The 12404-nt window shown below is 65.7% G+C and carries 6 protein-coding genes; all 6 read left to right on the top strand.

The annotated features are described in order from the left end of the window. Nucleotides 1-167 precede the first annotated feature (167 nt). The 6 genes from rpoB (at nucleotide 168) to tuf (ending at nucleotide 12338) form a co-directional block, all read left to right on the top strand. A complete protein-coding gene (gene rpoB, locus FB473_RS02355) occupies nucleotides 168-3659 on the top strand; it encodes a DNA-directed RNA polymerase subunit beta (RefSeq protein WP_167164474.1) in 3492 nt (1163 codons plus the stop codon). Between the two features lie 54 nt (nucleotides 3660-3713). Next, on the top strand, nucleotides 3714-7604 hold the full coding sequence (locus FB473_RS02360; RefSeq protein ID WP_167164476.1) for a DNA-directed RNA polymerase subunit beta': 3891 nt from the start codon (nucleotides 3714-3716) through the stop codon (nucleotides 7602-7604). Between the two features lie 342 nt (nucleotides 7605-7946). Continuing rightward, nucleotides 7947-8318, top strand: coding sequence for a 30S ribosomal protein S12 (rpsL, locus tag FB473_RS02365; RefSeq protein WP_068749499.1), 372 nt, complete (start codon nucleotides 7947-7949; stop codon nucleotides 8316-8318). Further along, the gene (gene rpsG / locus FB473_RS02370; protein WP_167164478.1) at nucleotides 8318-8788 is read left to right on the top strand and encodes a 30S ribosomal protein S7; all 471 of its coding nucleotides are present in this window, start codon (nucleotides 8318-8320) and stop codon (nucleotides 8786-8788) included. Before rpsL ends, rpsG begins: the two co-directional genes overlap by 1 nt. Nucleotides 8789-8933: 145 nt before the next feature. Further along, nucleotides 8934-10982, top strand: a complete 2049-nt coding sequence (gene fusA, locus FB473_RS02375; protein WP_208390615.1) for an elongation factor G — start codon at nucleotides 8934-8936, stop codon at nucleotides 10980-10982. Nucleotides 10983-11147: 165 nt separating this feature from the next. Beyond that, nucleotides 11148-12338, top strand: a complete 1191-nt coding sequence (gene tuf / locus FB473_RS02380) for an elongation factor Tu (protein ID WP_167164482.1) — start codon at nucleotides 11148-11150, stop codon at nucleotides 12336-12338. Nucleotides 12339-12404: the final 66 nt, after the last annotated feature.

The raw sequence follows: 12404 nt of genomic DNA on the forward strand, positions 1-12404 counted from the left end.
GGTTGTTCGGTGACCGAAGCAGCAGGATCGAAGATGATCCTCAGGGGTTGCGTAGGGGCGGAGCTTGCCCTATAGTGGGCTCTTGCCCCATAACGTCTGTCGGCCCATGTTTGACATGGGCCGTTCAGCGTGCATAGAACCTCTGCGAGTTCTGGAAGGACCACATCTTGGCCACCTCGCGCACTGCGTCGAAGAACACGAATGTCATCTCGAACAGCGGCCGCATCTCCTTCGCGAAGATCGCCGAACCGCTGGAGGTACCGAACCTCTTGGACCTCCAGATCGATTCGTTCAACTGGCTTATCGGGAGCGACGCGTGGAAGCAGAAAACCGAGCTCGCCCTTGAGCAGGGCCGAACCGACGTCAACACGAAGTCGGGCCTCGAAGAGATCTTCGAGGAGATAAGCCCCATCGAGGACTTCAATCAGACGATGTCCCTGAGTTTCCGCGACCACCGGTTCGAGGAGCCCAAGCATTCCATCGACGAGTGCAAGGACCGGGACGTCACCTACGCGGCGCCGTTGTTCGTCACCGCCGAGTTCATGAACAACGAGACCGGTGAGATCAAGAGCCAGACGGTCTTCATCGGGGACTTCCCCCTGATGACCGACAAGGGCACCTTCGTCATCAGCGGCACCGAGCGTGTCGTGGTGAGCCAGCTCGTCCGTTCGCCGGGCGTCTACTTCGAGCAGACTCCCGACAAGACGTCCGACAAGGACATCTTCACATGCAAGGTGATCCCGTCCCGTGGCGCCTGGCTCGAGTTCGAGATCGACAAGCGCGACCAGGTGGGCGTGCGGCTCGACCGTAAGCGCAAGCAGAACGCCACCGTGCTGCTGAAGGCCCTCGGCTGGACCGAGGACCGCATCCTCGAGCAGTTCGGCGAGTACGAGTCGATGCGTATGACTCTGGAGCGCGACCACGTCACGACCCAGGACGAGGCGCTGATCGACATCTACCGCAAGCTGCGTCCCGGCGAGCCGCCGGCGCGCGAGGCTGCCGAGCAGTTGCTGAACAACTACTACTTCAGCCCGAAGCGCTACGACCTGGCCAAGGTCGGCAGGTACAAGATCAACCAGAAGCTCGGTCTCAACCTCCCGTTCGACCAGCAGGTGCTGACCATCGACGACATCGTCGCGGCGATCGAGTACGTGTGTGCGTTGCACGAGGGCAAGACCGAGCTGCCGCGTCCCGACGGCCCGGCGGTCATCGTGGAGCCGGACGACATCGACCACTTCGGCAACCGGCGCCTGCGCACGGTCGGCGAGCTGATCCAGAACCAGCTCCGCACCGGTCTGGGACGCATGGAGCGCGTCGTCCGCGACCGCATGACCACCCAGGACATCGAGGCGATCACGCCGCAGACGCTGATCAACATCCGTCCGGTGACCGCTGCGCTGAAGGAGTTCTTCGGAACCTCGCAGCTCAGCCAGTTCATGGACCAGAACAACCCGCTGGCCGAGCTCACGCACAAGCGTCGCCTGTCGGCGCTGGGCCCCGGCGGTCTGTCCCGTGACCGCGCCGGCATGGAGGTCCGCGACGTCCACCCGTCGCACTACGGCCGCATGTGCCCGATCGAGACGCCTGAAGGCCCGAACATCGGGCTCATCGGCTCGCTCGCGTCGTTCGCGCGTGTGAACGCCTTCGGATTCATCGAGACGCCGTACCGCAAGGTCGTCGACGGCCAGGTCACCGACCAGATCGACTACCTCACGGCCAACGAGGAGGACCGGTACAACATCGCGCAGGCCAACGCTGCGCTCACCGAGGACGCGCATTTCGCCGACGACCGGGTCATCGTCCGCGTGCGTCACGGCGACGTGGACGCGGTGCCCGCCTCCGAGGTCGGCTACATGGACGTCTCGCCGCGCCAGATGGTGTCGGTCGCGACCGCGCTGATCCCGTTCCTGGAGCATGACGACGCGTCCCGCGCGTTGATGGGCGCGAACATGCAGCGCCAGGCCGTCCCGTTGCTGCGCAGCGAGGCCCCCTACGTCGGCACCGGTATGGAGTACCGCGCCGCAGTGGATGTCGGTGACGTCACGCTGGCCACCAAGCCTGGTGTCGTCACGAGCGTCTCGGCCGATCTGATCGAGGTCGCGGCCGACGACGGTACCTACCAGACCTTCCGGCTGGAGAAGTTCCGCCGCTCGAACGCGGGCACCTGCGTCAACCAGCGTCCCATGATCGCCCCCGGCGATCGCGTCGAGCCGGGCACCCCACTGGCCGACGGACCGTGCACCGACCAGGCCGAGCTGGCCCTGGGCCGCAACCTGCTCGTGGCGTTCATGCCGTGGGAGGGCCTCAACTACGAGGACGCGATCATCCTCAACCAGCGCGTCGTGAGCGAGGACCTCCTCACCTCGATCCACATCGAGGAGCACGAGGTCGACGCCCGCGACACCAAGCTCGGGCCCGAGGAGATCACCCGCGACATCCCGAACGTGTCGGACGACATGCTGGCCAACCTCGACGAGCGCGGCATCATCCGCATCGGCGCCGAGGTCGGCACGGGCGACATCCTCGTGGGCAAGGTCACCCCGAAGGGCGAGACCGAGCTCACGCCGGAGGAGCGCCTGCTGCGGGCCATCTTCGGTGAGAAGGCGCGCGAGGTGCGCGACACGTCGATGAAGGTGCCCCACGGTGAGGCCGGCACCGTCATCGGTGTGCGCGTGTTCGATCGCGAGGAGTCCGGCGACGAGCTGCCCCCGGGTGTGAACCAGATGGTTCGCGTGTACGTTGCGCAGAAGCGCAAGGTGCAGGAGGGCGACAAGCTCGCGGGCCGTCACGGCAACAAGGGCGTCATCTCGAAGATCCTGCCCGCAGAGGACATGCCGTTCCTCGAGGACGGCACCCCGGCCGACATCATCCTGAACCCGCTGGGCGTCCCGTCCCGTATGAACGTCGGTCAGGTGCTCGAGACCCACCTGGGTTGGATCGCACACTCCGGCTGGAACATCGAGGGTGTGGACGAACCCTGGGCCGAGCGCCTGCGCGAGGTCGGCCTGGGCACCGTCCCCGGTCAGTCCCGCCTGGCCACGCCGGTGTTCGACGGCGCGAACGAGGACGAGATCGGTGGCCTGCTGGCCAACGGGCTGCCCAACCGCGACGGCGATCGTGTGGTCGACTCCGACGGCAAGGCACTGCTCTTCGACGGACGCTCCGGCGAGCCGTTCCCCGAGCGAGTGGGCGTCGGCTACATGTACATGCTGAAGCTGCACCACTTGGTGGACGACAAGATCCACGCCCGTTCGACCGGTCCGTACTCGATGATCACCCAGCAGCCTCTGGGCGGCAAGGCACAGTTCGGCGGCCAGCGTTTCGGCGAGATGGAGGTGTGGGCGCTGGAGGCCTACGGCTCCGCCTGGGCCCTGCAGGAGATGCTGACGATCAAGTCGGACGACGTCCCCGGCCGTGTCAAGGTGTACGAGGCCATCGTGAAGGGCGAGAACATCCCCGAGCCCGGCATCCCCGAGTCGTTCAAGGTGCTGGTGAAGGAGATGAAGTCCCTGTGCCTGAACGTCGAGGTGCTGAGCACCGACGGTGCGGTCGTCGAGCTGCGTGACAGCGAGGACGACTACCGGACGAGCGAGGACCTGGGCATCGACCTGTCCCGTCGTCCCGGCGCCGATTCGTTCGCGATCGTCGACGAAGTCTGACCTCCGGTCCGACTCCATCCACACATCGACCCAATAAACGGGAGAGAGACTTCAGTGTTGGACGTCAACACCTACGACCAGCTTCGCATCGGCCTCGCCACCGCGGACCAGATCCGCGAGTGGAGCTTCGGTGAGGTGAAGAAGCCGGAGACCATCAACTACCGCACGCTCAAGCCGGAGCGCGACGGGCTGTTCTGCGAGAAGATCTTCGGTCCCACCAGGGACTGGGAATGCTACTGCGGCAAGTACAAGCGCGTCCGGTTCAAGGGCATCGTGTGCGAGCGCTGCGGCGTCGAGGTGACCCGCAGCAACGTTCGCCGTGAGCGCATGGGCCACATCGAGCTCGCCGCGCCCGTGACCCACATCTGGTACTTCAAGGGCGTGCCGAGCCGTCTCGGCTACCTGCTCGACATCGCCCCGAAGGACCTGGAGAAGGTCATCTACTTCGCCGCCTACATGATCACGGCGGTGAACGACGAGGCCCGTCATCGCGACCTGTCGAGCCTGGAGGCCAAGGTCGGGGTGGAGCGCACCCAGCTCGAGAAGCACCGGGACGCCGACATCGAGGCCCGCAACGTCAAACTGGAGGAGGACCTCGCCGCGCTGGAGAGCGAGGGTGCGGAGCGGGACACGCGCAAGAAGGTGCGTGACGGTGCGGAGCGCGAGATGAAGCACATCCGCGACCGGGCGCAGCGCGAGCTCGACCGGCTGGACGCGGTGTGGACCCGCTTCAAGACCCTCAAGGTGCAAGACCTCGAGGGCGACGAGGTGCTCTACCGCGAGATGAAGAACCGCTTCGGCAAGTACTTCGAGGGTTACATGGGCGCTGAGGCGGTCAAGAAGCGCCTCGAGTCGTTCGACCTGCAGGCCGAGGCCGACTCGCTGCGCGAGACGATCAGGTCCGGCAAGGGACAGCGCAAGACGCGGGCGCTCAAGCGCCTGAAGGTCGTGCGGGCGTTCCTCGACACCGGCAACTCGCCGCTCGGCATGGTGCTCGACTGCGTCCCGGTCATCCCCCCCGACCTGCGCCCGATGGTGCAGCTCGACGGCGGACGCTTCGCGACCTCCGATCTCAACGACCTCTACCGCCGTGTGATCAACCGGAACAACCGCCTGAAGCGCCTGCTCGACCTCGGTGCCCCCGAGATCATCGTGAACAACGAGAAGCGGATGCTCCAGGAGGCCGTCGACTCGCTGTTCGACAACGGCCGTCGCGGTCGTCCGGTGACAGGCCCGGGCAACCGGCCGCTGAAGTCCATCAGCGACATGCTGAAGGGCAAGCAGGGCCGCTTCCGCCAGAACCTGCTGGGCAAGCGCGTCGACTACTCGGGCCGTTCGGTCATCGTCGTCGGCCCGCAGTTGAAGCTGCACCAGTGCGGCCTGCCCAAGCAGATGGCCCTCGAGTTGTTCAAGCCGTTCGTCATGAAGCGGCTGGCCGAGCAGAACTACGCGCAGAACATCAAGAGCGCCAAGCGCATGGTCGAGCGCCAGCGCCCGCAGGTCTGGGACGTGCTCGAGGAGGTCATCAGGGAGCATCCGGTGCTGCTCAACCGCGCACCCACGCTGCACCGGTTGGGCATCCAGGCGTTCGAGCCGCAGCTGATCGAGGGCAAGGCGATCCAGTTGCACCCGCTCGTGTGCGCCGCGTTCAACGCGGACTTCGACGGCGACCAGATGGCCGTCCACCTGCCATTGTCCGCCGAGGCCCAGGCCGAGGCACGGATCCTGATGCTGTCGACGAGCAACATCCTCAAGCCGTCGGACGGCCGCCCGGTCGCCCTGCCGAGCCACGAGATGATCATCGGCATGTACTACCTCACCATGGACCTCGAGGGGCTCCCCGGTGAGGGCCGCGCGTTCAGCTCGCCGGCCGAGGCGATCATGGCCCACGACCTGCACGAGATCGACATGCGCAGCCGGATCAAGGTGCGGCTGTCGGGTATCGTCCCGCCGGCGGCCCAGGCCGACAAGTTGCATGCCGACGGCACCATCCTGCTCGACACGACGCTGGGCAAGATCGTGTTCAACCAGGCACTGCCCGACGACTACCCGTTCGTCGACTACCTGGTCGGCAAGAAGCAGCTGGGCGCGATCGTGAACCAGCTCGCCGAGCAGTACCCGAAGACGACCGTGACCAATGTGCTGGACGACCTCAAGGACATGGGCTTCAAGTGGGGCACCCGCTCGGGGGTCACGGTGTCGATCGGTGACGTGCAGACGCCTCCGAACAAGCCCGAGCTCATGGAGAACTACGAGCGCAAGGCCGCCAAGATCGACAAGCTGTACGAACGTGGTGCGGTGACCGAGGACGAGCGTCGTCAGGAGCTCATCCAGATCTGGACGGACGCCACCAGCGAGTTGACGGACGCGATGGAGAAGAACTTCTCCAAGACGAACCCGATCTACATGATGGTGAACTCGGGTGCCCGCGGCAACATGACGCAGATGCGTCAGATCGCGGCCATGCGAGGCCTGGTGGCCAACCCGAAGGGCGAGATCATCGCGCGTCCGATCAAGTCGAACTTCCGCGAGGGCCTGACGGTGTCGGAGTACTTCATCTCGACGCACGGTGGCCGCAAGGGCCAGGCCGACACGGCTCTGCGCACCGCGGACTCCGGCTACCTGACCCGTCGTCTCGTGGACGTCAGCCAGGACGTCATCATCCGCGAGAACGACTGCGGCACCACGCGTGGCCTGACGAAGATCATCGCCAGGCCCGACGAGACCGGAGCGCTGCGTCAGGTCGCCGCGCTCGACACGAGTGTGCTGGCGCGAAACCTCGCGGTGGACGCCACGACCGACTCGGGCGAGGTCGTCGTCCCGGCGGGCACGGACATGGGCGAGGATCACATCCTGGCGCTCATCGCGGCCGGCGTCACGTCGGTCAAGGTTCGCTCGGTGCTCACCTGTGAGGCGTCCACCGGTGCCTGCGCGATGTGCTACGGCCGTTCGCTGGCCGGTGGCAAGCTCGTCGACGTCGGCGAGGCCGTGGGTATCCAGGCCGCGCAGTCCATCGGCGAGCCCGGCACCCAGCTGACGATGCGTACCTTCCACACCGGTGGTGTGGCCGGGGACGACATCACCCTCGGTCTGCCGCGCGTCGTCGAGCTCTTCGAGGCCCGTACCCCGAAGGGCAAGGCGCCGATCGCCGAGGCCGACGGGCGCATCAAGCTCGAGGAGACCGATCGCGGACGCAAGCTCGTCATCGTGCGCGACGACGGGCAGCCCGACGTCGAGTACGCGATTCCGAAGCGTGCACGGCTCGAGTTCGAGGACTCGAACCGGGTGCGTCACTCGGTCAAGGACGGCGACCGCGTCAGCGTGGGCGATCAGCTCACCGCCGGGACGATCGATCCGCAGGACGTGCTTCGCGTCCAGGGTGTGCGCAAGGTGCAGGAGCACCTCGTGGGAGAGGTCCAGAAGGTCTACGCGACCCAGGGCGCCCCGATCCACGACAAGCACATCGAGATCATCGTCCGGCAGATGCTGCGCAGGGTCACGGTCATCGACTCCGGCGACACCGACATGATGCCCGGTGAGCTCGTGGATCGTCAGACCTACGAGCAGGCCAACCGCCAGGCGATCACCGAGGGCGGTCGTCCTGCCGAGGGACGCCCGGTGCTCATGGGTATCACGAAGGCATCGCTGGCGACGGATTCGTGGCTGTCGGCGGCGTCCTTCCAGGAGACCACCAAGGTGCTCACCGACGCCGCGATCCACGGCAAGTCCGATCACCTGCTCGGCCTCAAGGAGAACGTCATCCTCGGCAAGCTGATCCCGGCCGGCACGGGCCTGGACCGCTACCGCAACATCCGGGTCGAGCCGACCGCCGATGCCCGTGCGAACGCGTACACGATGAGTTACGACGCGTTCGACTACGACTTCGGCGCAGGTACCGGTGCGGCGGTGCCGTTGGACGACATGGACTACCGCGACCTGCACTGAGCCGTCGATGTCATCTGCCCGGGGCAGCGACAGCACGCCGACCGTCGGCGTGCTGTCGCCCCGGGCACATATGACGTTTTGACCAGGCATGGGGCGCAGGGTAGACTCGGCTGCCGTATCCGGTATGTCCGGAATATTGTGCGCACCCTGGCGGTTGAGCTGGGCACCTAAACGTTGCGAGGAGCCTGGGACAAGTGCGGAGTTCGCACGGCGGCCCACACCATTCGCCGGATAACGGTGGTTCGGCGGTTGGGAAGCGGTCGCAGCCAGGGAAGTGGAACAACGACGGCCGACGCCGGGGAACCGGTGTGGTCGAAACAACACGGAAAGAGATACCAGCAGGTGCCTACAATCCAGCAGTTGGTCCGCAAGGGCCGCACTGACAAGGTCAGCAAGAACAAGACGCCCGCGCTCAAGGGTTCACCGCAGCGCCGTGGCGTGTGCACGCGCGTGTACACCACGACCCCCAAGAAGCCGAACTCCGCCTTGCGCAAGGTGGCCCGCGTCCGCCTGAGCTCGGGGATCGAGGTGACCGCCTACATCCCCGGTGTCGGCCACAACCTGCAGGAGCACTCGATGGTGCTCGTCCGCGGCGGTCGTGTGAAGGACCTGCCGGGCGTGCGCTACAAGATCATCCGCGGCGCGCTCGACACCCAGGGTGTCAAGAACCGCAAGCAGGCCCGCAGCCGCTACGGCGCGAAGAAGGAGAAGTAATGCCTCGCAAGGGTCCGGCGCCCAAGCGCCCCGTGATCATCGATCCGGTCTACGGTTCCCCGCTGGTCTCGCAGCTGGTCAGCAAGATCCTGCTCGACGGCAAGAAGACCGTCGCGCAGAACATCGTCTACACCGCGCTCGAAGGCGCTCGCGAGAAGACTGGTGTCGATCCTGTCCAGACGCTGAAGAAGGCACTCGACAACGTGCGCCCCGCCGTCGAGGTGCGCAGCCGCCGCGTGGGCGGTGCCACCTACCAGGTGCCGGTCGAGGTGAAGCCCGCTCGGTCGACGACCCTGGCGATGCGCTGGCTCGTGGGCTTCGCCCGCGACCGCCGCGAGAAGACCATGTCCGAGCGTTTGATGAACGAGATCCTGGACGCGTCCAACGGCCTGGGAGCATCGGTCAAGAAGCGCGAGGACACCCACAAGATGGCCGAAGCCAACCGCGCGTTCGCCCATTACCGCTGGTGACACGTCTTGGGGGGTCGCCCTCGCTGAGGGCGACCCTTCGCATGCCCGCACTCAATCGAACGAAACTCACACCCACCAAGAATTAGGGGATCTCGTGGCCATCGACCTTCAAACCGACCTCACGAAGGTGCGCAACATCGGCATCATGGCGCACATCGATGCCGGGAAGACCACCACGACCGAGCGCATCCTGTTCTACACCGGTATCAACCACAAGATCGGTGAGGTGCACGACGGTGCGGCCACCATGGACTGGATGGAGCAGGAGCAGGAGCGCGGCATCACCATCACGTCTGCCGCCACCACCTGCTTCTGGAAGGGATACCAGATCAACATCATCGACACCCCCGGGCACGTCGACTTCACTGTCGAGGTGGAGCGCTCGCTGCGCGTCCTCGACGGCGCGGTCGCGGTGTTCGACGGGGTGGCCGGTGTCGAGCCGCAGTCGATGACGGTGTGGCGTCAGGCGTCGCGGTACAACGTGCCGCGCATCTGCTACGTCAACAAGCTCGACCGCACGGGTGCCTCGTTCGACTACGTGGTGAAGACCATCCGGGAACGCCTCAGCGCCGATCCCGTGGTGCTGCAGTTGCCGATCGGCTCCGAGTCCAACTTCGTGGGCGTCGTCGACCTGGTGGAGATGCGCGCGCTCACGTGGCGCGGTGAGACCAAGATGGGCGAGGACTACTCGATCGAGGAGATCCCGGCGGATCTGGCGGATGCCGCCCAGGCCGCTCGTACCCAGATGATCGAGACCGTCGCCGAGCACGACGACGAGCTGATGGAGCTCTATCTGGAGGGTGTCGAGCCCACGACGGAGCAGCTCAAGGCCGGCATCCGCCGGGGTGTGCTCGCCAGCGCGTTCACCGCGGTGGTGTGTGGGACGTCGTTCAAGAACAAGGGTGTCCAGCCGTTGCTGGACGCGGTGATCGACTACCTCCCGGCTCCGGTCGACATCCCGGCGATCGTCGGCTTCAAGCCCGGCGACGAGTCGGTGGAGATCGACCGTCATCCCAGCAAGACCGAACCGCTGGCGGCGCTGGCCTTCAAGATCGCCGCCGATCCCCATCTGGGGCGTCTGACCTTCGTCCGCGTCTACTCCGGGGAGCTCGAGACGGGCGCCCAGGTGCTCAACGCGACCACGGGCAAGAAGGAGCGCATCGGCAAGATCTACCAGATGCACGCCAACAAGCGGCAGGAGATCAGCTTCATGCCCGCGGGCAACATCTGCGCGGTGATGGGCCTCAAGGCCACCGGCACCGGCGACACCCTGTGCGACCCGGCGAACCCGGTCGCCCTGGAGTCGATGGAGTTCCCGAACCCGGTCATCGAGCAGGCGATCGAGCCCAAGTCGAAGGCCGATCAGGAGAAGCTGTCCAACGCCATCCAGCGGTTGGCCGAGGAGGACCCGACGTTCCGCGTCCACACGGACGAGGACACCGGCCAGACGATCATCGCCGGCATGGGCGAGCTGCACCTGGAGGTGCTGATCGACCGGATGAAGCGTGAGTTCCACGTCGAGGCCAACATCGGCAAGCCGCAGGTGGCCTACCGTGAGACGCTGCGCCGCCCCGTGGCGAACGTCGAGTACACCCACAAGAAGCAGTCGGGTGGCTCGGGCCAGTACGGCAAGGTCGTCATCAGCCTGGAGCCGCAGGAAGCGGGCAAGGGCTACGAGTTCGTCAACGCCGTCACCGGTGGCCGCATCCCCCGGGAGTTCATCCCCGCGGTGGACGCAGGCATCCAGGAGGCCATGCAGTTCGGCGTCCTCGCCGGTTACCCGATGGACGACGTCAAGGTGACCCTGAACGACGGCGCCTACCACGACGTCGACTCCTCGGAGCTCGCGTTCAAGATCGCCGGTTCGATGGCCTTCAAGGAGGCTGCTCGCCGGGCCGATCCGGCGCTGCTCGAGCCGCTGATGTCGGTGGAGGTCACGACCCCCGAGGACTACCTCGGCACCGTGATCGGTGACTTGAACGCTCGTCGCGGACACATCCAGTCGATGGACGAGGAACACGGCAACCGTGTCGTCCGGGCGCTGGTCCCGCTGTCGGAGATGTTCGGGTACGTGGGCGACCTGCGGTCGAAGACCTCGGGTCAGGCCACCTACACCATGGAGTTCCACTCCTACGGTGAGGTGCCCAGGGCCATCGCCGACGAGATCATCGCGAAGGCCCGCGGAGGTCAGTGACCGGTTTGACTACCGGCGCAGACATGGTGAAAATTGGTAAGGTTCGCGGGTTTTCCCCCGCGGTACCTTCCACAATTGAAGGACAGGACAAACCGCTGCGGGAAAACCCACAGCAGGACCCGTGTGCCACGCAACCAGCGTGGCGACAAACCAGAAGGAGCCCAAGTGGCAAAGGCCAAGTTCGAGCGGACCAAGCCGCACTGCAACATCGGCACCATCGGCCACGTCGACCACGGCAAGACCACGTTGACCGCGGCGATCACCAAGGTGCTGCACGACAAGTATCCGGAACTCAACGAGGTGTCGGCCTTCGACCAGATCGACAAGGCACCTGAAGAGCGTCAGCGTGGCATCACGATCTCGATCGCTCACGTCGAGTACCAGACGGAGAAGCGCCACTACGCGCACGTCGACTGCCCCGGGCACGCCGACTACGTGAAGAACATGATCACCGGCGCTGCTCAGATGGACGGTGCGATCCTGGTCGTCGCCGCCACCGACGGTCCCATGGCTCAGACCCGTGAGCACATCCTTCTGGCTCGCCAGGTGGGCGTCCCCGCCATCGTCGTCGCCCTCAACAAGTGCGACATGGTGGACGACGAGGAGCTCATCGAGCTCGTCGAGATGGAGGTCCGCGAGGCCCTGTCCGAGCAGGAGTTCGACGGCGACAACTGTCCGGTCGTCCGTGTGGCCGCTTTCCCGGCCCTGAACGGCGACCCGCAGTGGACGCAGTCGATCCTCGATCTCATGGACGCGGTGGACGAGTACATCCCGCAGCCCAAGCGCGAGATCGACAAGCCCTTCCTGATGCCCGTCGAGGACGTCTTCACGATCACCGGCCGCGGCACCGTCGTGACCGGTCGTATCGAGCGCGGTCACATCAAGGTCGGCGAGTCCGTCGAGATCGTGGGCCTCGCCCCGACCCAGACGACCACCGTCACCGGTGTCGAGATGTTCCGCAAGATCCTCGACGAGGGCGAGGCGGGCGACAACGTCGGCCTGCTGCTGCGTGGCACCAAGAAGGAGGACGTGGAGCGCGGCATGGTCGTGACCAAGCCGGGCAGCACCACTCCCCACACCGAGTTCAGCGGCAACGTCTACGTGCTGACGAAGGAGGAGGGTGGCCGTCACAAGCCGTTCTTCTCGAACTACAGCCCGCAGTTCTACTTCCGCACCACCGATGTCACCGGCACCGTCTCGCTGCCCGAGGGCACCGAGATGGTCATGCCCGGCGACAACACCGACATGAACGTCGTGCTGCAGAAGCCGATCGCCATGGAGGCCGGTCTGAAGTTCGCGATCCGCGAGGGCGGTCACACCGTCGGCGCAGGTCGTGTCACCGAGATCATCAAGTGACGAACTGAACTGTTCGGCCTGAACAGTCGGTCAGGGATCGCCCGTTCTCCCCTTCGGGGAGGGCGG

Source organism: Brooklawnia cerclae (assembly GCF_011758645.1).
GTDB classification, from domain to species: Bacteria; Actinomycetota; Actinomycetes; order Propionibacteriales; family Propionibacteriaceae; genus Brooklawnia; species Brooklawnia cerclae.

Coding starts and splice junctions, on each gene's coding strand:
- rpsG (WP_167164478.1), top strand. CDS start 8,318: ATGCCTCGCAAGGGTCCGGCGCCCAAGCGCCCCGTGATCATCGATCCG.
- fusA (WP_208390615.1), top strand. CDS start 8,934: ATGGCGCACATCGATGCCGGGAAGACCACCACGACCGAGCGCATCCTG.